The sequence below is a fragment of the Lacibacter sp. MH-610 genome (assembly GCF_045780045.1).
Classification (GTDB): Bacteria; Bacteroidota; Bacteroidia; order Chitinophagales; family Chitinophagaceae; genus Lacibacter.
In genome coordinates this window covers 3,762,789-3,788,188 of the sequence record NZ_CP116002.1, presented here as the reverse complement: position 1 = coordinate 3,788,188, position 25,400 = coordinate 3,762,789, and the positions used below count along the sequence as shown (strand labels likewise).

The following is a 25,400-nucleotide window of genomic DNA, read 5'->3' as shown; positions in this document are numbered from 1 at the left end:
TATCAGTCCCATATTAATGAATCGCAATCATTTCTTTTGAGTACTCCATTACATACAACAAAGGCTATTATTCTACGTGCAGTAAAGTATGGTGAAACCAGTTTGATTGTAACTGCCTATACAGAGTTATTCGGATTGCAGAGTTATATAGTACAAGGCGTACGAACGGCTACCAAAAAAGGATCGGGCAAAGCCAATTATTTTCAACCGGGTGCTGTACTGGAACTGGTGGTTTATCATAATGAACTCAAACATCTGCAGCACATCAAAGAATTTAAGTGGAGCTATTTGTACAAACGGGTGATGAGTGATGTGATTAAAAATTGTGTACTGCTGTATATGATTGAACTGTTACAGAAGTGTATTAAACAACCGGAAAACAATCCTGATCTTTTTTATTTTGCTGAAGAGGCCCTGAAGCACCTGGATGTTGCTGATGAAACAGAGACAGCCGGAATGTCTATTTATTTTGCATTGCACCTGGCTACTTTCTTTGGGTTTCAATTGAATGATGAAGAACAGTTACCGGTGCTGGATTTGCAGGAAGGAAAATTTACAGAGTCGTATCCGCAACATGCGTACTATGTGGATGGTAAAACTGCGTCGCTCCTGTTTGAACTGCTCAAAGTAATGCAACCTGCCGAACTCAGTGAAGTACCGATGAATCATTTACAACGCAGGGCTGTACTGGAAGCCCTGGAAACATTTTATGCCTTGCATCTTCCTGAGTTTGGAAAAATGAAAACATTGCAGGTGTTGCAAACTGTTCTGGCTTAAATAATTCTTCTTGATGAAGTGAAATCATCTTTCACCAATACATTCCCCGGCTTCTTCCCTTTTTCAAAACTTCCCAATGCATCATCCCATTGCAATGCTACGGCACCTTTGCCGGTTGCCATTTGCAAAATCTGTTCTTGTGTAAGTGATGTGTGTTGTAAGACGGATTGCATTTCTTTAGCGATGCTTAATTGCCAGTTGCTGCTATAACTATCAGTACCCAACACCATTTGGCAATTGTGTTTTAAAAACAATTCCACCGGTGGCACTTTATTTTCGATATACAGATTGGCGTTGATGCAAAAGCAATAGATGAGTTTGAGATTGTTTTTTGCTGCATATTCATTGGCCCAAACAATATCTTCTTCCGGCATGTAGGTGTTGTGAATTAAGAAAATAGTTTGGCCGTTGTTGAAATGCGGTAACACGGAACGGATGCTGCTCTTTCCTGTAACAGGAAATGGTGAGGCATCCATACCAAATATTTTAAACAACTTTAAATAATCACCACCGCCTGTTTTGTATAATTCATCTTCTGCCGGATGTTCCTGGTTGTGTATAGAAATGATTTGATTTTTTGTTGCGGCATTAATCAACTCAAATGTTTTGGGCGAAATGCTGTAAGGAGCGTGAGGAACCAAAGAAGTACGATGTAAGAGGTACGAAGTACGAAGTGCCTCCTCCATTTCACTCGCTATTTGTTTGTAGTGATTGAAATTTTCAGTTGCTTTTTCATCTGTGAAGCTTAAAACTTCTACAAAATTTTGCCAGCGGATCTTGCTTTTACTTTTTATAGATGCAGTATCAGCAGTGTTGCCAATATCGCCTACCGCCACAATACCATTGTCAAACATTTCCTTTTCCGCTTTTTCAATTTTCTGCTGTATGATGTGAGGTTCAAAGCCACGCTTGGTAACTACAGAACATAAGAATTCAATCAAACCTGTGTGCGGGGGAATCACATTTTTAAGATGGCTCAATTCCAGATGACAATGACAGTTAATCAATCCCGGAGTGAGAATGCCTTCTAAATGTTCTATATCATCACCTGCTTCATCTGTTGAAACAATTGCTTCAATGAGTCCCTCTTCTGTAGTAATAAGCACTTCGTTTTCATTTCTGAAACGATAACCGTCAAATAGTTTTGTTGCTTTGAATTTCCTGTATGCCATGCGTTGATTTCTGTTAACTTTGCTGCCCTTCGGTCACGAAAAAAGCTGAATAGAGTTGATGCAGCACAAGAGTGCGACGCAACGAATGTAACTTATCAGCACTTCAGCCGGAAACATAAAAATAAGCGATTAATGTTAGATAAGTTAGAAGCCATACAGGCACGTTTTGATGAAGTAGGAGTTGCTTTAACCAATCCGGAGATTGTAAGCAACAATCAAAAATTTTCTGCACTCAGTAAGGAGTACCGTAGTCTGGAAAAAATTGTGAAGGCCCGCAAAGAATACCTGCAACTGATTAATGATGTGGCCGGTTATAAAGAAGCGTTGAATGGAAATGATGAAGAATTGCGGGAGCTGGCCAAAGAAGAATTGCCGGGGCTGGAAGAACAGAAAGAACAAACAGAAAAATACATACGTCAACTCTTGATTCCGAAAGACCCGCAGGATGATAAGAATGCGATTCTTGAAATTCGTGCAGGTACGGGTGGTGATGAGGCGAGTTTGTTTGCAGGAGACTTGTTGCGTATGTACATTAAGTATTGTGAAAAGCGTGGTTGGAAAACTGCCATCTTGAGTGAGAATGAAGGAACGGTGGGCGGTTATAAAGAAGTGCAACTGGAAGTGACGGGCGATGATGTGTATGGTATTTTAAAATTTGAAAGCGGTGTGCATCGTGTACAGCGTGTGCCCGCTACGGAAGGCAGCGGTCGTGTACATACAAGCGCTGCTACTGTAGCTGTGATGCCCGAAGCGGAAGAAATAGATTTTGAATTAAGAGAGAGTGATGTAAAAATGGAAACGGCCAGAAGTGGTGGTGCCGGTGGACAAAATGTAAACAAGGTTGAAACAAAAGTAATGCTCACCCACCTGCCCACTGGTACTGTGGTGATTTGCCAAACAGAACGTACACAGCTGGCTAACCGGGAAAAAGCGATGCAGATGCTTCGTACCAAGTTGTATGAAGAACAGGTGCGTAAGCAGGAGGAAGAAATTGCACGGCAGCGTAAAAGTTTAGTGAGCACAGGTGACCGTTCAGCAAAAATCCGAACTTATAATTTTCCGCAGGGCCGGGTTACGGATCATCGTATCGGCTTAACGCTCTACAACCTGGATGCGGTGCTGAACGGCGAAATTGAAGAGCTGATTGATGCACTTCAGTTTGCTGAAAATGCAGAGAAGCTGGCAACACAAAATTAATTTGAGAATTTTTTTTTGAGTTCGTTATAAAAGGTAGCTTTTTAGGCTACCTTTCTGCTTCTATTTTTCACCTAAAACTTACAACTATGTTAGAACAACTATTTAACCTTGTAAAAGAACAGGCAGGCAGTGCCATTATTAATAATCCTGATATTCCCAATGAACGTAACGACGAAGCAGTGGGTGAAGTAACCAACAGTATTGCCGGTGGTTTGCAAAATGCATTGGCAGGCGGTCAGTTTAAAGATGTACTGAAATTGCTGGGCGGTGCAGGAGGTGATTTGCAAAACAATTCGCTGGCATCTCAATTAAGCGGTAATGCAGTTAGTAACCTCATGAATAAATTCGGATTAAATGAAGGACAGGCGGGAGGTATTGTAAGCAACCTGTTACCCGGTGTGTTACAGAATTTTATTTCTAAAACCAATAACCCGAATGATAACAGTTTTGATTTGCAGGGAATTTTCAGTTCGCTTACCGGAGGTAGCAGTAAAGGATTGGATATTCAGGGATTGCTGGGCAAAGTAACACAAGGCGGGCTTGACCGAGATGGTGATGGCGATACGGATTTGAATGATGTAATTAATATGGTGAAGGGTGGTGCTTCACAGCAAAGCGGCGGTGGAGGATTGATGGATATTGCAAAAGGATTATTTGGCAGATAAGATGCTGCATGAAATTAAAACGCCGCTGATTTTTCAGCGGCGTTTTTTTATAAGTTAAACCAGTAGTTGAGTTTGACTACTAATGCATGATTTTTCTGCTGAAAACGATTATCGGCTCCTACGGTTTCGGCAAACATGTTATTGGTGTAAACAATAAACAAATCACTCATTGGTTTAAAGCGCCATTGAAAACGGGTGTTGATGTTGATGTTATTGATTTGATTGTTGTACTGTACAAACGTAGTCCAGAACATACTTCTTGAAAAAGTGATATCAGCTCTTGGTCCGATAATCCAGAAATCAGCATTGTTATAACCCGCCGGCATGCGAATACGATTGTACGTAGCACTTAACTGTACCAATGCCCAGGGTTGAAAACGATAATTGATATCAGCCGTTACACTTTGAATCTTACCGTTAAAATAGCCGCCAATCCTTGTCTGAATATTATAGAAGAATGGTTTACGAAAATTAGAGTTGTACGTAATACGTGTAGTGTTGTAATAATAAGAAGTACCTTCTTTCAATATCAAATAACCGGGTTGGTTTTTATTTGTCGGGTCAAAATCATCAAACAGGTAGGTGTATTCTCTCCGGAATGGGCGTGCATTCAGTTGAGCCAGGTTTTGAAAACGGATGTTGAACAAGAGATTGGCATCCCAGTCAGTAATACGATTGTCAAACAAGCTGTAGATGATATCATAATCCAAACCTACACTCCAGTTATTGATGATTTTTGATAAACCATTTTTTGGAAAGAATACTCTGTTGGCTGTAGACGCACTTCTTAAAAAGCCGGTGCGGGGTACAAAGCCCATTTCGGCACGATAGCCTTTTCCTACAGCATAGTTATTGACTTCGAAATTTAGAGTAGGTTTTGAAAATCGTACCAGAGCACCGGAAGAGTAAGCACCTTTTGGTTGATTGGGTTGAAAGGATTGATGATAATACCATTTGCCTTGCCAAAAACCATTAGCCGATGCCATATTCATATCCAAACCCGCCACACGGTTGTATTGATTGATGGGCCGGGTTTTTTCATTGATGATATTTTCTTTATTGGCAAAAAGAAAAGCAATATTACTTCTGGTAAAAATGCGCCGTTGCAAAGTAGCCACCAAAAAATTGGTGGAGGGTGTACTATCGCTTTTTACATAAGCCGTTTGCATGTTTAAAAAACCAATACGCCAGTCTTTGTTGATGCGTCCGCTGAGGCGTGCACCGCCGAGGATGGGTACTTTTTCAGCCAAACCTGTTTTGGTATTATTAAAAATGCCGATGCGGCGGGAGAAAAAGGGATTGGTGCTGCCATCACCAAAGCTGTTAAACAAATCATTGTTTTCAATAAAAAACTGGCGGCGCTCGGGAAAGAATAACTCAAAGCGGCTGAGGTTGGTTACCTGCCGGTCTACTTCTACCTGGCTGAAATCAGGATTCATCGTCAAATCAAGATTCAGGGAAGGTGTTACAGCCACTTTTGCATCAAAACCGGCATTGGCCAGCGTTTTACCGGTGTTATTTACTTTGTCCTTATTGGTTTCAAGAATGGTGTAGGGGATAAAGGAAATGTTTGTGCCGGCAGGTGGTGGCGGTTCTTTCCATTCCAATGTACCACTAAAAGTTTGGTCACTCATTCTGAATCCTCTTGGTACAGGTGCCCAACCACTGCGTTCATTGCGGAGCAGATCGTTTCTTACAAAATTGATATTCCACAAATTTTCGCCTGCTGTAATTTTATAGCGAAGTGTTTTAAACGGAATGGCAATTTCAATTTCATAGCGGTCATCATAATTTTTTACTGCGCTGAACCATTTATTATCCCAATCAAAGCTTACCCCGTTGCCATTTGAAATCAAACCTTCTTTCTGCACATTGTAAGGGCTTACGGCAAAGTAAAAACCATTCAGATTATCCCGAAACGGGTCAATGCTTACTAAAAAAAGGTCTGTGGTACCATCGGTGAAATCCCTGCGCAGGGATTGTACAGTGTATTTTCTGGGTTGATAACAAACAGCGGCTACATACAAAAATTTATCATCAAACAGCACTCTTACTTCAGTGCGGGATAAGGCATAAGAAGTATCAAATGGAAAGCTTTGCTTAAACCGGGTAATGATAGGGGAGTTTGCCCATGCCGCTTCAATCAGCAATCCATCCAGTTTAATGGCTTCTGATGTTTTGCTGATGCTGCAACGGAAATTTTTTTCGTTGAAGGTTTCTTCCTGGGCAAAACAGAACCCTGTAAAAAAAAGAAACAGGCACCACAGAAAGTGCCGGGTAAGATTTCTCAATGCTGATCGTTTTTGGCTATCTCCAAAAATAGGCTTTGGCATGATTTTGGGCCGGGTATGTATGTGACGGATGGTTTCAGAATTTTTTAACAGGTAGAAAATAAACTCAGGAACCCATTTTGCGTCTATTAGTTATAAGTTCTTTAAAGCAGTCAAATTTTCTCATAAGCAGTTAGTTTTGGTTACGGTCCCGATTTCTATCGGGACCCATTTTAAAAACTTCAACCTTGTGACAAAAACCTGACATGACTTTAACAAAGTGATAAGCAGCAGAATGAACAAATAGCAGGAACTTTGCAGTAAGAATTTAATAAATCTTTTTTCTCATAAGCAGTTAGTTTTGGTTGCGGCCCCGGTTTCTACCGGGGCTTATTTTTTGCCCATAAGAACACAGCTGCCCAAAAAGCCCCGGCTCCATCTGCCACCATATCGCCCACGCTAAAATCCCTGCCTGTAAATAATTGGATATACTCCATTGAAATACCGTACAAGGTAGCTGCTGCAGCTATGTACAAAAGAGTAGCTGAAGCAAGTTTTTTCCCCCCACTGATATATTTTGCCCAAAGCCAAACCAGTACAAAGAATAAAAAAGCATGTACCAGTTTATCCATTTCAGGCAGTTGCAGCATTTTCTTTTCCCGTAACGGTTTTATAGGAAATGCCAGCAATACAAAAACAATAGCCGACCAGGTGATGGTCGGCCATTTTGTTTGAAGGTATGCGTTGATCTTACGAAACATTATTCTACACTTGCCTGGTAAGCAGCAGCATCCATTAATGCTTCCACATCAGCAGGGTTATTTACAGTCATCTTAATCATCCAGCCTTCGCCGTAAGGGTCGTTATTTACACTTTCAGGTTTATCGTTCAAAGCACTGTTAACTTCGGTGATAGTACCTGCTACGGGCAAAAACAAATCACTTACCGTTTTAACCGCTTCTACTGTGCCAAAAACAGTTTCAGCTTCTAAGCTCTGTCCGGCAGTGTTGATATCTACATAAACAATATCACCCAATTCCCGCTGGGCAAAATCAGTAATGCCGATGGTAGCTACATTTCCATCCAGTTGAATCCATTCATGGTCTTTAGTGTAGCGGAGATTACTTGGAAAGTTCATGCTTTTTTGTTTTGTGTGATGAGGCCGCTAAATTCAAAAATTCGGGTGAATAAGAAAAATAAAATTTCAATTAAAACCCGCTTTGCTGAAAATAAAGCAACACGTGGTCTTTTATAAAATCTTCCTGGTCTTTCAGGCTCATGGAAGGAATAGCTTTGAGCTGCTTAAAATGCGGCCAGCCATCTTCATCCGTTCGCTCATATTCAAAATAACCGCTTTGGCTCAGGAGGCTGCAAACAGCTACATGGATGAGATCCTGTTTCTGTTCTTTGGTAAACTTGTTTTTAATGGCTCCAAACTCCTGGATGCCAATAAGGAAAAGCACTGATTCCAGGTCAGGTTTTTTTCCAAAACGCTCTACCAGCCTTTGTTCTAAATTCATCCAGCGTACAAACAAATCATTTGATACATCCATGGTGCAAAGATAGCTGAAGCAAGTCTAAAGCCGATAGTTGTAAGCCTGTAGCCGGCCGTAGTTAGTCAATAGTCAATACAGAGGCGACTAGAAAATTTACTTGAACTGCTATTGACTATCGGCTACAGGCTACCGACTGAGTTCAAAAATGGCTTTGTTTTTGCAAACAAACTATTTTTCAAACCTAACCGTTTATCATATGCATACTGCATTTACAAACGGGGAGTTTGTATTTTCACCCTAAAATCAACAAGATGTTACCAACCGCTGAAGACATTCAACAGCTCAATCAAAAAATACAGCACAACAGTGCTTTCCTGGATCGGTTACGTACGGAAGTGAATAAGGTTTTGGTGGGTCAGCAATACATGGTAGACCGGCTTTTAATTGGCTTGTTGGGTAATGGCCATATTTTGCTGGAAGGTGTGCCGGGTCTGGCAAAAACACTTACTATTAAAAGTTTAAGCCAGGCCATAAATGCCAAATTCAGCCGCATACAGTTTACACCGGATATGTTGCCGGCGGATGTAATCGGTACCATGATTTACAACCAGCAGGAAAATAAATTCTTCGTGCGTAAGGGGCCTGTGTTTGCCAATTTTGTTCTGGCAGATGAAATTAACCGTGCCCCGGCTAAAGTACAAAGTGCCTTGCTGGAATCTATGCAGGAGCGCCAGGTAACCATTGGCGAGCATACGTATCCTTTAGAAGAACCTTTTTTGGTGTTAGCTACTCAAAACCCTTTAGAACAGGAGGGAACCTATCCGCTACCGGAAGCACAGCAAGACCGTTTTATGTTGAAGGTAGTGATTGGCTATCCCACCAAGCAGGAAGAGCAAATCATTCTCCGTCAAAATACACAGCAAACTGTAGCTGCTCCTGTTAACCCGGTGGTAGCTATTCGTGAAATATTGGATGCAAGACAATTGGTTCGTTCTGTTTATATGGATGAAAAAATTGAGCAGTACATTCTTGATATTGTGTTTGCCACACGCTATCCTGATCAATATGGGTTGAGCAGCATTAAACCATTGATCAGTTACGGAGGCTCTCCACGTGCTACCATTAATTTATCACTTGCTTCAAAAGCAATGGCTTACCTGAACAAAAGGGGTTATGTGCTGCCCGAAGATGTACGTTCAATAGCTGCTGATGTTTTGCGCCATCGAATTGGTCTCACCTACGAAGCTGAGGCGGAGAACATTTCAATAGAAGAAGTAATCAGGCAGGTGTTGAATGCGGTGAAAGTGCCATGATAATTAGCTAATTTGATAATGTGCTAATCTGCTAATGAAAAGACATCATTAATTATTTAATAACGCAATAAGTTTTCCTTGCTTACAACCGAAGAAATATTAAAAAAAGTTCGTCTGCTTGAAATTAAAAGTAAGCGGCTCACCAATCATATGTTTACGGGTGAGTATCATTCTGCTTTTAAAGGTCAGGGTATGAGTTATAAGGAAGTGCGGGAGTATCAGCCGGGTGATGATGTGCGGTTTATTGACTGGAATGTAAGTGCACGCTATGCACACCCTTTCAGTAAAGTGTTTGAAGAAGAAAGAGAGCTTACTGTTTTCTTATTGGTTGATAACAGCAGCAGCATGAGTTTTGGAACACACCTGCAACGGAAAAAAGACTTGGTAACAGAAATTGCAGCAGTGCTGGCGTTCAGTGCGGTAAACAACCAGGATAAAGTAGGCGCTATTCTGTTCGGTCAGAAAGTTGAAAAGCTCATTGTGCCTAAAAAAGGAAAGCAGCATACTTTGTACATCGTACGTGAAATGCTCACAAAAGATGCTGCTGCAGGTGCTACCAATTACACAGATGCTTTTCGTATGTTCAATAATTTCAACCGCCGTAGAAGTATCTGTTTTTTAATCAGTGATTTCCTGGGTACGGGTTTTGAAGAAGCGGTTCGTGTGGCAGCAGGTAAGCATGATGTTATCGGTATTAAAATCTATGATGCGTTGGATATGAAGCTCCCGGAAATCGGTTTGCTGGAAGTGGCCGATGCTGAAACAGGAACTAAACGATTGCTGGATACTTCCAATGCCCTGGTGCGTCATGAGTATGAGCAGGATTTTCATCGTCATAACAATTATGTGAAAGAGGTGTTTCAAAAAGCAGGTGCTGATTTGCTGCACATGCGTGCCGGAGATGATTATGTAAAAGTGCTTCAAAAGTTTTTTATTAACCGTAGCCGATGAAGAAAGGATGTATCTGGATACTGAGTTTTTTTGTGAGTCTGCTTACACAGGCGCAGATAACACCCGTGGTAAGCGGCAGCAAGAATAAAATTCTCATTGGGGAACCACTGTTGCTCACATTTGAATTAAAAGCCATTGAAAGAAACGCTTCTGTTCAATGGCGCTTTCCGGATAGTGTTGCTCATTTTGAGCTGATGCAATATGATACGTCTGATGTATTGAAACGCCAGCTTACCATCACCAGTTGGGACAGCGGTGCCTGGAATTTTGAAGGAGTGAAAGTAACCGTGCCTTCCAATGCAACCGGTAAACCAGTTACGCTGACCTTTGCACCTGTTACCATACAGGTAGAGTATGATACTACCGGAAAGGCTGTGTTAAATGATATTAAACCAATTATTGAAGCCGATCAGACAGGTGAACGATGGATTGCTTACCTGGTGGTGGCAGTTGCTGTTTTAAGTTTATTATTGCTCATTTATCTTTTCCGTAAATGGAAGCAAAAACAATCAACTGTTACCGCTTTTGAACCGCCTTTGGGTGCCTGGGAAGAATTTGAAAAAGCCATTCAACAATTACAGCAGGCAGGCTTGGGTACACAAGAGCAACAGAAAGAATTCTTTTCTCAGCTCAGTGCCAGTACAAGGCGTTATGCGGAGCGTACACTGCAACAGCCCTTTACAAAGTATACAACCGATGAAACACAATTTCATCTCGCTGCTTCAGCAGGCAGGGATGAAACCAATGCAATTGTACAGGTGCTTCGCCTGGCCGATGCGGTGAAGTTTGCAAAATTTGCAGCACCTGAACAGGATTGTATTGCCGCCCTGCATCGTGTAACAACAGCTATTCAACAAATCCATCAACAGCAGAAACAATGATTAACGATTGGCTGCACCATATCAATTTCGCCTACCCATGGTTGCTCTGGTTATTGCTGTTGCTGCCATTAATGATTGCCTGGTATGTTCTCAAACAAAAAAAACAGCAATCAGCCTTAAAGCTGTCAACACTTTCTATTTATAAAAAGCAGTCTACCGTTAAGAATACATTCATTCATCTGCCTTTTGTAATCCGGTTACTTACTGTTACGTTATTGATATTGGCAATTGCAAGACCTCAATCCAAAAATGATGAAGAGCGGGTAGAAGGCGAAGGCATTGATATTATGCTTTGTATGGACGTAAGCGGCAGTATGCTGGCAGAAGATTTTACACCAAACCGTATGGAAGCTGCTAAAGAAGTGGCAGTAAAGTTTATTGAAGGAAGAAAAACAGATCGTATCGGGCTGGTCATTTTTTCAGGTGAATCATTTACACAATGTCCTCTTACAACGGATCACGGCGTTTTAATCAGCCAGGTATATGGTGTGCGAAGCGGAGTGTTACAGGATGGAACAGCAATAGGCTCAGGTTTGGCTACAGGTGTGGAGCGCTTAAAGAAAAGTGAATCTAAAAGTAAAGTGGTGATTTTATTGACGGATGGTGAAAACAACGGAGGGTTAATTGATCCTGCTACTGCCATGGAAATTGCCAAAACATTTAATGTAAAAGTTTATACCATTGGTGTAGGTACAGAGGGGTTTGCAACGATGCCGCAGCAATCTGCAGGCGGCGGTATTACAAGAACACAGGAAAAAGTAAATATTGATGAAAAACTCCTGAAAGAAATTGCAAGACAAACAGGCGGTGCTTATTTCCGGGCTACTGACAATGAAAGTTTGCAAAATATCTACTCACAAATTGATCAACTCGAAAAAACCAAAATTGAAACCAGCCGCTTTGCTAAATATGCTGAAGAGTTTTATTGGTTAGCCATTGCTGCTGCTGTGTTATTATTAATTGAACTTTGGCTTCGTTACAAAGTATTTCGCAAGTTTCCCTGAGCTGCTGCTTCCCTGTAAAATAATTAGTGGGTTAAAAGTATTTTCTTTGCATTAATGCAGTCCTTAGTTTATAAATCAACAGGCAACTGGTACACGGTAAAATCTGAAAAGGGTAGCTTTGTGCAGGCCCGGCTGAAAGGTAAATTCAAAATAGATGATATTACCAGTACCAATCCTATTGCTGTAGGTGATGTAGTGGAAATGGAGCTGGAGCATGATATTGAAAATACATACATCATCACTGCCATTCATGAACGGCGGAATTATATTAACCGTCAAAGCCCGCACCGTAAGTACCAGCATCATATCGTGGCATCTAACCTGGATCAGAGCTTATTATTTGCCACAATGAAAGAACCCAGAACATCGCAGGGCTTTATTGATCGTTTTCTCATCACTTCAGAGGCATACCATATACCCAGCATTATTGTTTTTAATAAAGCAGATGTGTACCGCAAAAAGGAAATGGAAACTTTTGAAGAGTGGAAACAAATGTATGAAGAAATAGGGTACAGGGTGTTCCTGATTTCTATGGAGAGCCTGCAGGGTGTAGATGAACTTAAAGAACTGCTTCATAACAAAACAACATTGCTCAGTGGTCATTCAGGTGTTGGTAAATCAACTTTTATTAATTATGTAATGCCGGAACTGGAATTACGAACAACTGAAGTAAGCGGCTGGAGCGGTAAAGGCATGCATACCACCACTTTTGCAGAAATGTTTGATCTGCCTTTTGGCGGAAGAATCATTGATACACCCGGTGTTCGGGAATTTGGACTGGTAGATATAAGCAGGCAGGAACTCTCTCACTATTTCCCGGAAATGCGTGATTTAATACAGGATTGCCAGTTTAATAATTGTCTGCACCTGGATGAACCGGGCTGTGCCGTTAAAGAAGCATTGAAACAGGAAAACATACATCCGCTGCGTTACATCAGCTATGTAAACATCCTTGATTCTATTGAAGAAAAGAAGTATTAAACCTCATCCGGGCTGGCATCTTTCAACTGGTCTACCAGTTCAGCAATAGCAGCATTTTCAAAGTAATCGCTTCGTTCTTCCAGCGCCGGAAAAACAGTAATACCGTTGAAGATATTGTAGCTGAGAGTGAGGGTAGTGCCTTTGTACAAAAAATCCCAGTACAGGGCTTCAAAATCATCCAGTTTGCGGGTGAAGGAAATGTTGAGTTTTTCAGCCAGTAAATCAGCCCATTGAAAAAAGTTTTCAAAACTGGCAGTGTCATCAAGGATCGCTTCATTGTAGCCAATGTGGTTTCGTAGAGTTGGGTTCATAGCACGGTATTTTATGGTTATCAAATAATGCTCTTCGTCAACTTTTGAACTTCTTTGCCTTGGGTACTTTTTCGCCGCTTAACAATTTCTCAGCTCCTACGTTTTTGCCATTTGTAGGGCAACCCTCTTTTGGCTTTTTAAACACATTGCATCCTGTTAGCAAAGACACGCTCACAATAAGAATCGCTGCTTTCAAAAGGTTTATCATAACTGGTTTTTTATAAGACATTTGGTTTTCAAAAAAGGTTTATATAATCATCCTAAATTTTCAGCGGTTTCTTTAAACCAGCCGCTGTATTTAATGTAGTTATTGGCAATACGGTTGATTTCGCCGTGAATCAGTTCTTTGCTGATGTCCTTCACTTTTTTTGCCGGTACCCCTGCATAAATACTTCCTTCCTGTACAATGGTTCCTTCCAGCACCACAGCCCCGGCAGCAATAATGGAATTGCTGTGTACCACTGCATTATCCATTACAATGGCGCCCATGCCTATCAGTACATTATCGTGCAGTGTACAACCATGAACGATGGCATTGTGGCCAATACTTACATTATTACCAACGATGGTTTTGGTTTTTTGGTATGTGGCATGCAGCACAGCCCCGTCCTGGATATTCACTTTATTACCCAGCCGTATGCTGTTAACATCACCCCGCACCACGGCATTAAACCAAACACTGCACTGATCACCCATAATTACATCGCCTACAATAGTGGCATTGGGTGCAATAAAACAATCATCGCCCATCTTTGGATACACTCCTTCAACCGGAAGAATTAAAGCCATAATTTTTATTTAAACCTTTTCAAATTTCAACAACCCTTTGTATGTAATCATCTTTAATAAGTGAGGGCTGTGCTCAGATGGCCTTCTCCTTTGGAGAAGGTCGGGATGAGGCTTCAAATATCTGTCATTTTCCCCGCCTCTCATAGGTAATTCTACGATAAACTTACATTTGTCTTTTATAAGTTTCTCTACATGAATCAGCGTCAATTGTTTCTGCAGCATAATGCTCAAACTTCCACAGCACCTCTTGCCATTGAAATGGTAAAAGCAGAAGGCTGCAGCTTATGGGATGCTGACGGAAAGGAATATATTGATCTGATCGGCGGCATCAGTGTATGCAATGTGGGGCATCGGCATCCACGGGTTCTTACAGCTATACGGGAGCAGCTGGATAAATACCTGCACATTATGGTTTATGGAGAACTGGTGCAAAGTCCTCAGGTGCACTATGCAAGGTTGTTAATAGAACATCTTCCATCAACACTGAACTCGGTTTATTTTACAAACAGCGGTACAGAAGCAACTGAGGGAGCCATGAAACTGGCCAAACGTGTTACCGGAAGAACAGAAATACTTGCCTTTCAACATTCCTACCATGGCAGTACACAAGGTGCTTTAAGTGTGATGGGCGATGAGTACTGGCGCCGGGAGTTTCGTCCTTTATTGCCCGGTGTGCATCATGCCACTTATAATTCGTTGGAGGCTTTGGATTTAATTACGCACCAAACCGCCTGTGTTATTGCTGAAACCATACAGGCAGAAGCGGGTGTAAATGCTCCTTTGAAAGAATGGATTACAGCCCTCAGAAATAAATGTTCAGCAACCGGTACACTCTTGATTCTGGATGAAATACAGTGTGGTTTTGGACGGAACGGAACGCTATGGGCTTTTGAACAGTTTGGTGTGGTGCCGGATATTTTATTGCTGGGCAAAGCATTGGGCGGCGGCATGCCATTGGGTGCATTTATTGCTGACAAGCAATTGATGGATGCTTTAACTGACAAACCGGTGTTGGGTCATATCACTACGTTTGGTGGTCACCCGGTTTGCTGTGCAGCAGGCATGGCGGCTATGCAGGTGTTGTTACAGGAAGAACTGTTCAATAAAGTGTATCAAAAAGAACAATTGTTCCGTTCTCTTTTACATCACCCGAAAATTAAAGCCGTGAGAAGCAGGGGATTGATGATGGCGGTTGAATTTGAAAACTTTGAGCAGAGTAAACAAATCATTGACGCATGCATTGCCAAAGGTGTATTTACAGATTGGTTTTTATTTGCTGCTCACAGTATGCGTATTGCACCACCGCTAACCATTACTGATGAAGAAATTATGAAAGCGTGTTCAACAATTCTTTCTGTTTTAAATGAATTGCCATAGATTAGAGTTTTAACCTTTTAACATCAAATAACCTATCTGCTGACTGCATTCTATCAAATGAAGATTCATAGTATAATCGTTTGTACAGGCAACACAGTAAGGTTACAAATAAGATTCAATTAATTAATAAACAGATGAAATTCATTCGCCCTGCCCTTTTCCTTTGCTGTATTTTTTTTGTTCTTGTTTCCTCCGCCCAACACAAACAGCCATTGGCTAAAACCATGCTCTGGCGCATCAGCGGCAAAGGACTAAAGCAACCATCGTATCTTTTTGGTACACTTCATTTAAAAGACCGCCGCATCTTTCATTTTACAGATTCATTGTATGCAGCCATTGAAAAAACAGATGGCTTTGCTCTTGAGCTGGATCCTGATGCCATGAGTGGCGAACTTATCCGCAGTTTTATGTCAAAAGATACCAGCGGGTTTGTAAAGGATGAAGTGGACAAAGAAACCTATGAACGCATTAAGCAAAAACTGGAAAAAAGATTCGGATCCCGTTTAGATAAACTAACCCGTCGCCAGCTTTTTCTTTCACGTAACGATTGGATGAATGAAATAACAAAGCAGGATGATATGCCCGGGTTTATGGATGTGTACCTCTACCACATTGCCCGCCAGCAGGGTAAATGGACCGGTGGCATTGAAGATATAGAAGACCAGATGGGGTTAATTGCATCCGAAATGAAAGGCAACCGCTTCAATGATCTCTTTCCGGATTTGAAGCTTTTAAAATTATCCCTCAATGAAATGGTGGAAACCTACCTGGCAGGTGATATTGAAAAAATTTATCAATATGCTGCCGGTCTGGATGATCAACAACGAAACGAACTGCTGGTAAAACGAAATCAAAAAATGGCTTTTCGTATCGATAGTCTTTTGCAACTCCGCTCCGGCTTTTTTGCAGTAGGCGCTGCTCATCTTGCAGGTGATACCGGTCTTATTTCACTTCTTTTAAAACGTGGCTATAAATTAGATCCTGTTTTTTCAAACAATAAACTCAAACCTGAAGAGTACATCATTAAAACCAAAAAAGATTACTGGAAAACATTTTTTGCGGCAGACAGTAGTTACAAAGTAAGTTATCCATCAGGCACCGGTACTTTTTATATGGCAGAGCAATTGGTGAAAATGGAAATGTGTATGGACCTGCCCAGCTCTACGTTTTATATCTCTGCAAGTCTGCCCAATTTAAGAATGGGTGAAAATAAAGAGAAGATGCTGGATCAGATGGTAAAGGCATTTGCAGATAAAGGAAAAGTGCAGGAAAAAAAGAAACTGGATTTGAATGGAATGAATGGATTGGAAGTGATTATTGAAAATGATGCGTTCTTAAAAGTTCAGGCCTATGTATCGGATGCTTATGTGTACCTGCTGGTGATGGGGCACGATTCCAAAAAAGATGTTTTGAGCGGTGATTATGCATCCAGGTTTTTTTCTTCATTTCAACCATTGGCGCAACAGGCTACTGCTGTAAAAGGCTGGCAGGAATACACTAATCAAAAGCTGGCATTTGCTGTGGCTTTCCCCGGCAAACCTTCTGTAACCAAACCGGAAACAAGTGCTGAATGGATTACGCAAAGCTTCAACAGTCTTGATAGTAAAAGCCAGGTGTATTTTATGGTGAATGTAAAAAGTACAGTGCCGGGTTATTACCTGGATGGGGACTCTAATTACTTTTCATTATTAAAAGAAAACTGGAGTGGCGGAGGGTTTCAAAAGTTGAAGGAAGAATTCTTTTATATGGGCGGGTACGCAGGTATGCGTTATGATATGATGCGGGCTGATGGGAAACAAAAAATTGTTACCCGTACAATGACGGTGAACCGTGGCAGCCGTTCTTACCTGCTCATTGCAGGAGCTGAAAAAGGAAATGAAAATCATCCGGCAATTGATCAGTTCTTTCAATCTTTCCGCCTGCTGGATTATGCAGGTTCTGATTGGAAACTGAGGCAATCACCTGATAAAGTATACTCAGCATATGTGCCATCGGTAATCCGTAAAAAAAGTACAAAGAAAGAAGAAGATGATCCGGAGTCATGGTCTTATCTATCGTATGATTCTGCAACGGCAATTACTTATGAAATGCAGCCCATCACCTTTGTTGATTATTATTATGGAAATTCTGACAGCGCCATTTTTAATGATGCTTTGTATGCCATCAAATCTTATACAGATTCCGTTCTTGAACGTAAGATGACGAAGAATGGTCCGTTTCAGTCGCAGGAAGTAGTACTGCAGATGGAAGGAACACCACTCCAACGCAGAATGCGTTTTGTGTTGAATGCTGATACAGTTTATGCTGTGTATGCGTTTCTGCATCCTTCACAACTATATAAGCCGGAGGTGAATAAATATTTTGAGGAATGGAGGCTCAATGCAGCACCCGTGCCTACTACCTTGAGTGTACGCAAGACTAATGAGTTTTTCGGTGATCTGTGGTCGGGCGACTCAGTTCGTTTTGCAAAAGCGGCTACCCGTCTTTCTAAAATCAATTTTGTAAAAGAAGAAATCCCTCAACTGAAGGAATCCTTACTCAAGCAGTATGATCATGCTGAAAATGATTTTACAGAAATTTATAACAATCTTGCTGATGAGTTATACAACCTGCAGGATTCAGGCATTGTAACATTTATCAATAAAAATTATTTTTCAGTAAAGCTGGATAACGAAGCACAACGTGTTGCCATGCTGCGTTTACTGGCGCTTACTACTACAAGAGAAAGTTATTCAGTTCTTAAAGATTTATTACTGAGCCAGCCACCGTATACCAGCTATCTCTATCCTGTAAAACAATACATAACGGATTCACTGGAGCTTACAGCTACCTTGTTTCCTGATCTTATGCGCTTGAGCAGCGATACCAACTACTGTGAGTTCACCGGTTTTCTTGCAAACCGTTTGCTCGACAGCGGCAAAATAAAGCTTGACATCATCAAGCCTTATGAAAAAAACCTGCTGGAGATTGCTGCATTTATTTATGAAAAGTACAAAGCAGGTACAGAAGATAATGTTGCCTATTACTATCCGGTGTTGCGTTTACTGGCAAGGTTAAATATTGCTGAAGGGAATGCATCGCTGGCAAAACTGGCTGCATTGAATCATCATCAGTTTAACATGTATCTTATTCCTGACCTTTTAAATAACGGGTATAATGTTTCCCCGGCATTGATAGAAGAAGCGGCAGCAGATATTGCTACCCGTTTTCAGTTTTATCGCCGGCTGGAAGAAAAAAATCTGCAAAAGCAGTTTCCTGCCAAATACAGAACACAAAAAATGATTGCTGAAGCAGATGTATACGGCATGGCATCCGATGAATACAAAGTAGAAGAGGTTGTGTACCTGCAAACCAAAAAACGTACAGTGAATGGCGAAACCAAATTGTATTATCTCTTTAAAGTAATAACAGAAGAAGGAACTTTCCTCGGCATATCCGGAGCTTATGCTGCAGATTCAAAAATAGTTGGATTGAATGCTTCCAATGATGATGGTGGTATTTACTGGACGGATGTGTTTCAATCAAAAAAAGTAGAGGAACAGTTTGAAGCATTCTTTGCAGAAAAAGAATTGGATTGAAATCAGAACTGAATTCTGAAACTGCCAAATACACCAAATCTTTTTTGTGCAGGTGCAGTATCGCTGGGTAATACCCGCCAGATGAGGTCTAACCGAAGCACTTTAAAAATATTATCAACACCGGTGCCTAACTCCATATAGGTTTTATCGCCCAGTGTTTGAAAGGGAAACCAACCTTTACCGGTGGCAGCATCAAATTTCATAGCAGTGGCATCATAATACTGATCTGTGTAGTTGAGTTTTTTATTAGCGTCACTCAAATTGCCCCACAATACTTTTGCTGTCCAGAACTGGCGGAGTTTTAAACTGCGGGTAGGTTTAATCAAACGAAACATTCCATTGCCTACATTATGCTCAAAGTTGATGCCTGCATAACGATCACTGATGTACTCAAAGCGGTTCATCAGGTTAAATGCATACTTATTGTAGTAATAAATTTCATTGCCGGGATGAATTTCCAGCATGGTAAAAGGTAAGGTGCCGAATACACGACCGCCATAAATATTGTAATAGATTTCTCCTGCACCTCCTATCTTCTGGTAATCATTAATGGATAGTGAGAGTTTGTTGTAATTGTATTTACTGTTGAATACACCTGCAATGCCTTTGGAATAGCGTAATTCAGCAATAGGATAGGGGCTTCCAAGGCTGCTGCGTAAAAACGTTCCTTCCACAAAACGTTCAAGATATGCAAAGCGGACTCTGAAAGTGAGTTCTGTATTATTCAATGTGCCACCGTTGCCCGGTTCATCAAAATAAGAAAGTGACGGTAATGCTCTTACAGGATTAAATTGTTTGTGTGTGGCAATAACACCAAATGTAAAACCACTGCTCGTTTCTTTGGAGTATTCAATCTTCTGTTGTTCAATCTTCAAAAACTTTAGCGGAACTCCCTGTTTGCGTATGGCTAACGAAAAAATATTATCCTGGCCTACTTCGTCGTAATAAGCCTGTCCAAAATCATAATCATTCAGGTAGGAGAGATACAATCGTTCTCTTGGATTTTTTTTGAAGAGATGTGTTATTTCAAAACGACCCTTGAATTGCTGATCACGAATTCCATAAGCTAAATAACCACGCAACCACCATTTTTTGCTGAAGGCTGTACTGGTACCAAAATCAAAACGTGGACGGATCCCTTCAATACGATCATAGCTGATTACATTAAACCAGGGGCCATATTCATAATTACCGATTGGTTTATAGCCGGTAGCTAAAAAGGTGATGGTGTTAGTGTATTTTTTGAACAAAGGCATTTTCTGTAACGTATCCACCATCGCATAAATGGCTTTTTCGTTTTTGCTGAGTGTATCATGTCTTTGTTGTTGCCAGTATAATTCTGTTTGTTCTGAAGCACCCGGCAGTAAAACTGTTTCTTCCAGCTTTTTATTTTTTTGCAATGCTTCCCAAACTGATCCGGCATTGATGGAAATATTTTGATAGGTGGTGGTCTTTCGACCGGTTACTCCAAATTTCTGTTTGCCGATGGGGGCCACATCAATCACAAATTTGTCTTTGCTTAAAAACCAGATACTGTCTTTTACGAGTTTGTATTCCTGTATTATGCTGAGCTTCTCCACAAAGTTTACATTGGCATCATCTGCAAGGCGCAGGTTCATCTTTTGAATGGCGAAGCTGGAATCATGCACCCAGCAATCACCAAGAAATGTGTTTTCTCCCTGGTGTTTGGGAGCAAATACAAGATGGAAAAAACGTTTACCGCCAATGTATTGTGTATCTGTTAAGCGGTAGTTATAAAAAGCATCTCCATTATCTGAAATGGGGCTTACAAATCGTTTATCAAAAACCGGAATATAGTTGTTATATACATTCACATTCTGATCCATGCCGCCCAGCAGTTTTTGTACACTTTCATTTTTTAATCCTGAAGTGCGGCTGGCTTTAATTTCTTCTCTTCGCTTAAGCGGTGTTTTTTGAAAATAGTAATCAGAAATTGTTTCCGTAAGAAATACGGGTAAAAATGGTTTGTCTTCGCTGGTGCTGTCCACTGTTTGCTCAATGATAAATCCAAACGGCCTGAGCAGCCGGATGTTTTTAAACTTATCTGTATTAATCCGGTTCAGATCTACTTCTAACTTATTATAAAGTTCATAGCCAAAGTTTTCAAAGCGGTAACGGTCATTCTCAGCTTTCTTTTGTACAATCTTTCGCCACAAATACCAGCCTCTTGTTTTTTTAGATTTTATGATAACTTCTTTTTGTATAGACCCCCGCTCCAGGTTGATCGTTAAAAAGAGGGTATCACCCGCTGGTACTGAGAGTACTCGGGCAAAATAAGTATAGCCCACATAACTTACCGTAAGGGAGTCAGCAAATTGCTCCGTAGTGAGCCGAAGAAAAAAGCGACCGGCAGAATCAGATAATTTTCCGATGCCACTGTTCTTCATTTGGACAGATGCAAAAGGGATCGGTTCCTCAGAGTGTGAATCTTTAATAAGACCGGCTATGATTTTAGTTTGTGCAACAGCCGAACAGTTGATCCAGAATAGTAAAGTAAAGCAAAGTGCTTTCCGCATGTACAGCCAAGGGTTAAATGAACAGTAAAAGTAAATAATCTGCCTGTTGCTGCTTGTCTTTTATTTTACAGGCAAGTGTAAAAGATGCAAGAAGCTGTTAAAAAAGAGGCTGAGGATTTGGAGATATCCGAAAACTTGTCTTTACTTTGTAAAACAAAGTGCTTTTATGAACGATCAAAACCAATCCATCGAAACCTTACAGGAAATCAGGGAAATGATGAACCGCAGCAGCCGGTTTATCAGTCTTAGTGGTTTAAGCGGCGTAGCTGCAGGGCTTTGTGCTCTTACCGGGGCATGGTTTGCTTATGGTGTAATCAATGGTGGTGCAGGTGTAACAAAGCGATCCGGTGCAATCCGGGATTATGTGTTAACTGATGCAGGTATTCCTGGCCTGCGTTCGTTTATGGGCGATCGTTTATTCCTGATAGCAGCCGGTACCTTTCTCTCAGCATTTGTTCTTGCTTTTTTATTTACCTATATCCGCAGCCGTAAGCAACAGATACCCGTTTGGGGCATTATGGCACGCAGGCTGGTTTGGAATGTATTATTGCCCATGATGGTGGGTGGTATTTTTCTGTTGAAGTTGATTGAAGCCGGTGTGATTGGATTAATAGCACCGGGCTGCCTCATTTTTTACGGGCTCGCTTTAATCAACGGCAGCAAATTTACATTGGGCGAAGTGCGTTATCTCGGTTACACCATTTTATTGCTCGGTATCATTAACTGCTGGTTTCCGGGTTACGGTTTGTATTTCTGGGCAGCAGGTTTTGGTATTTGTCATATACTTTATGGCATCATAATGTGGAATAAATATGAACGTAATTAATTTGCGAAACGCAATGTGATTTCATGAAGAATCCGATTGACCAGTTACAAAAAGTATTTGACAGCCGCATAAGGCTGGGCATCATGAGCGCCCTGATGGTGAATGATGCGGTAAGCTTTAATGAGCTTAAAGAACTCATCCAGGTAACTGATGGCAACCTGGCCAGTCATTTAAAAGCGCTGGAAGAAAATGGGCTTATTAAAGTAAACAAAGGCTTTGTGGGACGTAAAACCAACACAACTTATGCAGTAACCAAGGCCGGAGAGCGTTCCTTCCGGCAGCACCTGGAAGCGTTGGAACAAATGATCCGTCAAATGGGGAAATAATTTTTTTATCCATAAACTTTGAAATTCAAAGTACTTTTTTAAAATATAAAATCTCAATAATGGACACACAACAAACGCCATCGTTCTGGCAACGAAACAGTATCATGATCAAAGCTATTGTGGTAGGATTCCTGATTCTTGTGCTTTTAATTCCCTCTGCTTTTATACAAGGTCTTGTACAGGAACGGCAGGAGCGGCAGGAGCAGGTGATAGCCGAGGTAAGTTCCAAATGGGCATTAGGTCAAAAAATCAGCGGGCCCTTTTTGCTGGTACCTTATCTCACTGCTGAAAAAAATGAAAAGGGTGTAGTAACAGAGGTAAAACGCAACGCTTATTTTTTGCCGGAAAAGCTTTTGGTTAACGGCACTCTGTTTCCTGAAATACGGAAGCGGAGTATTTACAAAGTTGTTTTATACAAAACAGATCTCAATTTGAGCGGAACATTCAATCCGTTGAATTTTTCAGCGCTGGGCATTAATCCATCTGCTGTACTTTGGAATGAAGTAAGGTTCTGCATCGGGCTTACAGATAACAGGGGTATTGCAGAGCAATTACAGTTACAATTAGATGATTCAGCAGCAGCTATGGATCCTGATTTGCCGGCCAATGGTATTGCCTCCACCGGCGTTACAGCAATAGTACCACAGGCGTTGCTTAATGAAAACAAAGGTTGTACGTTTTCTATCCGTTTAAAACTCAACGGCTCAGAGCGTTTATACTTTACACCGGTTGGTAAACAAACCCAGGTAGAACTTAAGTCTTCTTATACCAACGCTTCATTTGCCGGTAATTACCTGCCCGTTACACCTTCTAACTCTACCAATGGTTTTAATGCCAAATGGAGTATTTCTCATTTCACCAGGAGTTTTCCGCAAAGCTGGAATGATGAGAAAACGGGTATTGATGAGGCAGCCTTTGGTGTAGAGCTTTTACAGGGAGTTGATACCTATGCTAAAACGATGCGGAGTGTAAAGTATGCGTTGCTGTTTATTTCTTTAACCTTCTGTCTCTTCTTTTTTATTGAAGTACTGCAAAAAAGAACTGTGCATGCGTTGCAGTATGTACTGGTTGGATTTGCCCTCAGTATTTTTTATACACTCCTTCTATCAGTAAGTGAGTACCTCGGATTTACATTAGCCTATCTCATTGCAGCTGCAGCAACGGTAACCCTGATTACGGCTTACATCAAAAGTGTTTTTGATAAATGGAGTGTTGCTGTTGTGTTTGCTGTTTTCTTATCTGTTCTATACGGCATGATCTATGTACTCATTCAGTTACAGGATGGTTCCCTTTTGTTTGGCAGTATTGGTTTGTTTGTGATACTGGCATTGGTTATGTATTACTCCCGTAAGATTGATTGGTATGGGAACAGAAAGCAAATTAATTAATCAGCTAAATATCAGTTTATGACTACGTCATTCAGTATTTGGTTAAAAGCACAAGGCATTTTTGCTTTGTTAATGCTACCAACACTTGTATTACCACCCATGTTTTTGTTTGCAGAGTTTTATGCCTGGCTTTGGGGTGCACTTGCTTTACCATTATTTCATTGCTTGTTGTATCTGCAAAAAAGAATGCAGTGGTTTCATTTTCCTTCGATTGTAATCATTGGATTTTTTATAACCTTTCTTTGCACATATGGTGCTGCCTGGCATTTTGCATCATTCAAAAATCCATGGAATGAATTTGTTGAATGGATATTGTTTCCTGTTGCCGGTTGGGCTTCAGCTGTAATTTCTATTTTTCTTTCAAGGCAAACTATAAGAACTTATATCCTGAATGAGGATGAATTTGCATTGGTAGATTTAGAAAACGAAATTCATGCAAAAACTGAAAGCAACTTATGAAAAGCATCCACTACGCCCTGCAGGGATTATTAATCGCTGTCCGCAGCGAAAGAAATATGCGGATTCATATTGCAGCAGCAATGCTGGTAATCACTGCGGGCTTTTTTTTCAAGCTATCACAAACAGAGTGGATGATACTGCTATTCTGCATTTCCTTTGTTATTGCCATGGAGTTGATGAATACGGCACTGGAGTATGTATGTAATGCAGCTGTTCCTCAATTTCACCCGTTCATACGTCATGCAAAAGATATGGCAGCAGGTGCTGTACTGGTGGCAGCAATAGCAAGTGCTATTACAGGCGGTATCATTTTTATTCCAAAAATCATCGTTCTGTTTTTATAGAACATTATATGATCCTCTTTATGAGTTCAAACACTTAATAAACTTTTTATGAAACGGATTCTTTTTTTTTCGGTTGGATTTACTATTGCCTTATACTTGGTACGGGTGGTCTATACAGGAAGCTTATTGTTTCTTTTTATTCCCTGGAATTTATTTCTGGCATGGCTGCCCTTTTACTTCAGCACAAAAATGAAAAGTGAGCAGACTATACCTGTGAAATTACTGTGGTTTTGTTCCTGGCTTTTGTTTTTACCGAATGCACCCTATCTCATTACAGATCTTGTACACCTGGAACCGAGACCCTACGTGCCTTATTACTTTGATCTTGTGTTGCTCTTTTCTGCGGCATGGAACGGGTTGTTACTGGGATTGCTTTCTTTTCAGCAAATAGAACGGCAGTTGAATATGTACTTTGACAAATGGAAAGTAAACAGCATCATCTTTGTTTTGTTTCTGCTCTGTGGTTTTGGTATTTATTTAGGACGATTTGACCGGTATAACAGTTGGCATATCATTACACAGCCATTTGACCTCGCAACTGATATCATCCGTTATACGCTGCAGCCACTGCAACATCTGCATACATGGGCCGTTACTGTTTTATTTGGAGCAGCACTATGGTTGATGTATCAAACCATGCGTCAGCTTCAGTCAGTATCACAACGATAAAACTCTAAGAAAGCAAAGCTGTAAATTGTTTAAGAATTGATGTTGATAAAAAACAAAGGCAGATGCATGAACATCTGCCTTTGTTTTTA

Annotated in this window: 25 protein-coding genes; 16 read left to right on the top strand and 9 right to left on the bottom strand. The window is 40.8% G+C overall.

What is annotated here, in order from left to right; all coding sequences use genetic code 11:
* The first annotated feature begins 36 nt into the window (after positions 1 to 36).
* Positions 37 to 777, top strand: coding sequence for a DNA repair protein RecO (gene recO / locus PDL71_RS17290; protein WP_407523494.1), 741 nt, complete (start codon positions 37 to 39; stop codon positions 775 to 777).
* Here recO and PDL71_RS17285 read toward each other — a convergent pair.
* Positions 774 to 1,949 (bottom strand): amidohydrolase family protein, encoded by a 1,176-nt coding sequence (locus PDL71_RS17285; RefSeq protein WP_407523491.1) that lies wholly within the window; start codon positions 1,947 to 1,949, stop codon positions 774 to 776. The two genes, recO and PDL71_RS17285, sit on opposite strands and share 4 nt — an antisense overlap.
* Before the next feature lie 132 nt (positions 1,950 to 2,081).
* Here PDL71_RS17285 and prfA point away from each other — a divergent pair, with 132 nt between their 5' ends.
* Entirely contained in the window at positions 2,082 to 3,146 is a 1,065-nt protein-coding gene (prfA, locus tag PDL71_RS17280; RefSeq protein ID WP_407523489.1) for a peptide chain release factor 1, read from the top strand.
* 86 nt (positions 3,147 to 3,232) lie between these two features.
* Complete coding sequence (locus PDL71_RS17275; protein WP_407523487.1) at positions 3,233 to 3,811, top strand: hypothetical protein; 579 nt, start codon at positions 3,233 to 3,235, stop codon at positions 3,809 to 3,811.
* A gap of 47 nt (positions 3,812 to 3,858) precedes the next feature.
* On the opposite strand, the gene PDL71_RS17270 is transcribed toward PDL71_RS17275, so the two are convergent.
* The 4 genes from PDL71_RS17270 to PDL71_RS17255 form a co-directional block, all read right to left on the bottom strand.
* Positions 3,859 to 6,144 (bottom strand): DUF5916 domain-containing protein, encoded by a 2,286-nt coding sequence (locus tag PDL71_RS17270; protein WP_407523485.1) that lies wholly within the window; start codon positions 6,142 to 6,144, stop codon positions 3,859 to 3,861.
* A gap of 317 nt (positions 6,145 to 6,461) precedes the next feature.
* Positions 6,462 to 6,842, bottom strand: a complete 381-nt coding sequence (locus tag PDL71_RS17265; protein ID WP_407523483.1) for a VanZ family protein — start codon at positions 6,840 to 6,842, stop codon at positions 6,462 to 6,464.
* Positions 6,842 to 7,219, bottom strand: coding sequence for a glycine cleavage system protein GcvH (gene gcvH, locus PDL71_RS17260; protein WP_407523480.1), 378 nt, complete (start codon positions 7,217 to 7,219; stop codon positions 6,842 to 6,844). The genes PDL71_RS17265 and gcvH overlap by 1 nt, the downstream gene beginning before the upstream one ends.
* Positions 7,220 to 7,289: 70 nt before the next feature.
* Positions 7,290 to 7,634, bottom strand: coding sequence for a hypothetical protein (locus PDL71_RS17255; RefSeq protein ID WP_407523477.1), 345 nt, complete (start codon positions 7,632 to 7,634; stop codon positions 7,290 to 7,292).
* A 254-nt stretch (positions 7,635 to 7,888) separates the two neighbouring features.
* On the opposite strand from PDL71_RS17255, the gene PDL71_RS17250 reads away from it, so the two are divergent.
* The 5 genes from PDL71_RS17250 to rsgA all read left to right on the top strand — a co-directional run bounded on the left by PDL71_RS17250 (position 7,889) and on the right by rsgA (position 12,707).
* Positions 7,889 to 8,890, top strand: coding sequence for an AAA family ATPase (locus PDL71_RS17250; protein ID WP_407523474.1), 1,002 nt, complete (start codon positions 7,889 to 7,891; stop codon positions 8,888 to 8,890).
* A gap of 78 nt (positions 8,891 to 8,968) precedes the next feature.
* Entirely contained in the window at positions 8,969 to 9,841 is an 873-nt protein-coding gene (locus tag PDL71_RS17245; protein WP_407523471.1) for a DUF58 domain-containing protein, read from the top strand.
* Positions 9,838 to 10,722, top strand: a complete 885-nt coding sequence (locus PDL71_RS17240) for a hypothetical protein (protein ID WP_407523468.1) — start codon at positions 9,838 to 9,840, stop codon at positions 10,720 to 10,722. The genes PDL71_RS17245 and PDL71_RS17240 overlap by 4 nt, the downstream gene beginning before the upstream one ends.
* Positions 10,719 to 11,726 (top strand): vWA domain-containing protein, encoded by a 1,008-nt coding sequence (locus PDL71_RS17235; RefSeq protein WP_407523465.1) that lies wholly within the window; start codon positions 10,719 to 10,721, stop codon positions 11,724 to 11,726. Before PDL71_RS17240 ends, PDL71_RS17235 begins: the two co-directional genes overlap by 4 nt.
* A 54-nt stretch (positions 11,727 to 11,780) precedes the next feature.
* The gene (gene rsgA / locus PDL71_RS17230) at positions 11,781 to 12,707 is read left to right on the top strand and encodes a ribosome small subunit-dependent GTPase A (protein WP_407523462.1); all 927 of its coding nucleotides are present in this window, start codon (positions 11,781 to 11,783) and stop codon (positions 12,705 to 12,707) included.
* On the opposite strand, the gene PDL71_RS17225 is transcribed toward rsgA, so the two are convergent.
* The 3 genes from PDL71_RS17225 to PDL71_RS17215 are packed head-to-tail and all read right to left on the bottom strand — an operon-like array spanning position 12,704 to position 13,807.
* Positions 12,704 to 13,018: a hypothetical protein gene (locus tag PDL71_RS17225; protein ID WP_407523460.1), complete on the bottom strand. Its 315-nt coding sequence runs from the start codon at positions 13,016 to 13,018 to the stop codon at positions 12,704 to 12,706. The two genes, rsgA and PDL71_RS17225, sit on opposite strands and share 4 nt — an antisense overlap.
* Positions 13,019 to 13,055: 37 nt before the next feature.
* Positions 13,056 to 13,247, bottom strand: a complete 192-nt coding sequence (locus PDL71_RS17220) for a hypothetical protein (RefSeq protein WP_407523458.1) — start codon at positions 13,245 to 13,247, stop codon at positions 13,056 to 13,058.
* Positions 13,248 to 13,273: 26 nt separating this feature from the next.
* Positions 13,274 to 13,807 carry a gamma carbonic anhydrase family protein gene (locus PDL71_RS17215; protein ID WP_407523456.1) on the bottom strand — a complete coding sequence of 178 codons (534 nt, stop codon included), beginning with the start codon at positions 13,805 to 13,807 and terminating at the stop codon, positions 13,274 to 13,276.
* A gap of 192 nt (positions 13,808 to 13,999) precedes the next feature.
* On the opposite strand from PDL71_RS17215, the gene PDL71_RS17210 reads away from it, so the two are divergent.
* Both PDL71_RS17210 and PDL71_RS17205 read left to right on the top strand, forming a co-directional pair.
* Positions 14,000 to 15,184 carry an aspartate aminotransferase family protein gene (locus PDL71_RS17210; RefSeq protein WP_407523454.1) on the top strand — a complete coding sequence of 395 codons (1,185 nt, stop codon included), beginning with the start codon at positions 14,000 to 14,002 and terminating at the stop codon, positions 15,182 to 15,184.
* A 134-nt stretch (positions 15,185 to 15,318) separates the two neighbouring features.
* Positions 15,319 to 18,762 (top strand): TraB/GumN family protein, encoded by a 3,444-nt coding sequence (locus PDL71_RS17205; RefSeq protein WP_407523452.1) that lies wholly within the window; start codon positions 15,319 to 15,321, stop codon positions 18,760 to 18,762.
* A 2-nt stretch (positions 18,763 to 18,764) separates the two neighbouring features.
* Here PDL71_RS17205 and PDL71_RS17200 read toward each other — a convergent pair whose 3' ends face one another.
* Positions 18,765 to 21,299, bottom strand: coding sequence for a DUF5686 family protein (locus PDL71_RS17200; RefSeq protein ID WP_407523450.1), 2,535 nt, complete (start codon positions 21,297 to 21,299; stop codon positions 18,765 to 18,767).
* Between the two features lie 166 nt (positions 21,300 to 21,465).
* Here PDL71_RS17200 and PDL71_RS17195 point away from each other — a divergent pair, with 166 nt between their 5' ends.
* From PDL71_RS17195 to PDL71_RS17170, 6 genes are read left to right on the top strand one after another with little or no spacing between them, the layout of a single operon-like run.
* Positions 21,466 to 22,125 carry a hypothetical protein gene (locus PDL71_RS17195; protein ID WP_407523448.1) on the top strand — a complete coding sequence of 220 codons (660 nt, stop codon included), beginning with the start codon at positions 21,466 to 21,468 and terminating at the stop codon, positions 22,123 to 22,125.
* A 23-nt stretch (positions 22,126 to 22,148) separates the two neighbouring features.
* On the top strand, positions 22,149 to 22,451 hold the full coding sequence (locus tag PDL71_RS17190) for a winged helix-turn-helix domain-containing protein (protein WP_407523446.1): 303 nt from the start codon (positions 22,149 to 22,151) through the stop codon (positions 22,449 to 22,451).
* Between the two features lie 59 nt (positions 22,452 to 22,510).
* Entirely contained in the window at positions 22,511 to 23,839 is a 1,329-nt protein-coding gene (gene creD, locus PDL71_RS17185; protein ID WP_407523444.1) for a cell envelope integrity protein CreD, read from the top strand.
* Between the two features lie 18 nt (positions 23,840 to 23,857).
* A complete protein-coding gene (locus PDL71_RS17180) occupies positions 23,858 to 24,298 on the top strand; it encodes a hypothetical protein (RefSeq protein ID WP_407523442.1) in 441 nt (146 codons plus the stop codon).
* Entirely contained in the window at positions 24,295 to 24,642 is a 348-nt protein-coding gene (locus PDL71_RS17175) for a diacylglycerol kinase family protein (RefSeq protein WP_407523440.1), read from the top strand. Before PDL71_RS17180 ends, PDL71_RS17175 begins: the two co-directional genes overlap by 4 nt.
* Before the next feature lie 48 nt (positions 24,643 to 24,690).
* Positions 24,691 to 25,311 carry a DUF1361 domain-containing protein gene (locus tag PDL71_RS17170; protein WP_407523437.1) on the top strand — a complete coding sequence of 207 codons (621 nt, stop codon included), beginning with the start codon at positions 24,691 to 24,693 and terminating at the stop codon, positions 25,309 to 25,311.
* Positions 25,312 to 25,400 lie beyond the last annotated feature (89 nt).

What these genes read in the sequence shown, in the direction of transcription:
- PDL71_RS17235 (WP_407523465.1), top strand. Translation starts at nt 10,719, where the DNA reads ATGATTAACGATTGGCTGCACCATATCAATTTCGCCTACCCATGGTTG.
- PDL71_RS17190 (WP_407523446.1), top strand. Translation starts at nt 22,149, where the DNA reads ATGAAGAATCCGATTGACCAGTTACAAAAAGTATTTGACAGCCGCATA.
- PDL71_RS17265 (WP_407523483.1), bottom strand. Translation starts at nt 6,842, where the DNA reads ATGTTTCGTAAGATCAACGCATACCTTCAAACAAAATGGCCGACCATC.
- PDL71_RS17225 (WP_407523460.1), bottom strand. Translation starts at nt 13,018, where the DNA reads ATGAACCCAACTCTACGAAACCACATTGGCTACAATGAAGCGATCCTT.
- PDL71_RS17210 (WP_407523454.1), top strand. Translation starts at nt 14,000, where the DNA reads ATGAATCAGCGTCAATTGTTTCTGCAGCATAATGCTCAAACTTCCACA.
- PDL71_RS17220 (WP_407523458.1), bottom strand. Translation starts at nt 13,247, where the DNA reads ATGTCTTATAAAAAACCAGTTATGATAAACCTTTTGAAAGCAGCGATT.
- PDL71_RS17240 (WP_407523468.1), top strand. Translation starts at nt 9,838, where the DNA reads ATGAAGAAAGGATGTATCTGGATACTGAGTTTTTTTGTGAGTCTGCTT.
- PDL71_RS17170 (WP_407523437.1), top strand. Translation starts at nt 24,691, where the DNA reads ATGAAACGGATTCTTTTTTTTTCGGTTGGATTTACTATTGCCTTATAC.
- PDL71_RS17175 (WP_407523440.1), top strand. Translation starts at nt 24,295, where the DNA reads ATGAAAAGCATCCACTACGCCCTGCAGGGATTATTAATCGCTGTCCGC.
- PDL71_RS17215 (WP_407523456.1), bottom strand. Translation starts at nt 13,807, where the DNA reads ATGGCTTTAATTCTTCCGGTTGAAGGAGTGTATCCAAAGATGGGCGAT.
- PDL71_RS17180 (WP_407523442.1), top strand. Translation starts at nt 23,858, where the DNA reads ATGACTACGTCATTCAGTATTTGGTTAAAAGCACAAGGCATTTTTGCT.
- PDL71_RS17285 (WP_407523491.1), bottom strand. Translation starts at nt 1,949, where the DNA reads ATGGCATACAGGAAATTCAAAGCAACAAAACTATTTGACGGTTATCGT.
- rsgA (WP_407523462.1), top strand. Translation starts at nt 11,781, where the DNA reads ATGCAGTCCTTAGTTTATAAATCAACAGGCAACTGGTACACGGTAAAA.
- PDL71_RS17270 (WP_407523485.1), bottom strand. Translation starts at nt 6,144, where the DNA reads ATGCCAAAGCCTATTTTTGGAGATAGCCAAAAACGATCAGCATTGAGA.
- PDL71_RS17195 (WP_407523448.1), top strand. Translation starts at nt 21,466, where the DNA reads ATGAACGATCAAAACCAATCCATCGAAACCTTACAGGAAATCAGGGAA.
- creD (WP_407523444.1), top strand. Translation starts at nt 22,511, where the DNA reads ATGGACACACAACAAACGCCATCGTTCTGGCAACGAAACAGTATCATG.
- gcvH (WP_407523480.1), bottom strand. Translation starts at nt 7,219, where the DNA reads ATGAACTTTCCAAGTAATCTCCGCTACACTAAAGACCATGAATGGATT.
- PDL71_RS17275 (WP_407523487.1), top strand. Translation starts at nt 3,233, where the DNA reads ATGTTAGAACAACTATTTAACCTTGTAAAAGAACAGGCAGGCAGTGCC.
- PDL71_RS17205 (WP_407523452.1), top strand. Translation starts at nt 15,319, where the DNA reads ATGAAATTCATTCGCCCTGCCCTTTTCCTTTGCTGTATTTTTTTTGTT.
- PDL71_RS17200 (WP_407523450.1), bottom strand. Translation starts at nt 21,299, where the DNA reads ATGCGGAAAGCACTTTGCTTTACTTTACTATTCTGGATCAACTGTTCG.
- PDL71_RS17250 (WP_407523474.1), top strand. Translation starts at nt 7,889, where the DNA reads ATGTTACCAACCGCTGAAGACATTCAACAGCTCAATCAAAAAATACAG.
- PDL71_RS17255 (WP_407523477.1), bottom strand. Translation starts at nt 7,634, where the DNA reads ATGGATGTATCAAATGATTTGTTTGTACGCTGGATGAATTTAGAACAA.
- prfA (WP_407523489.1), top strand. Translation starts at nt 2,082, where the DNA reads ATGTTAGATAAGTTAGAAGCCATACAGGCACGTTTTGATGAAGTAGGA.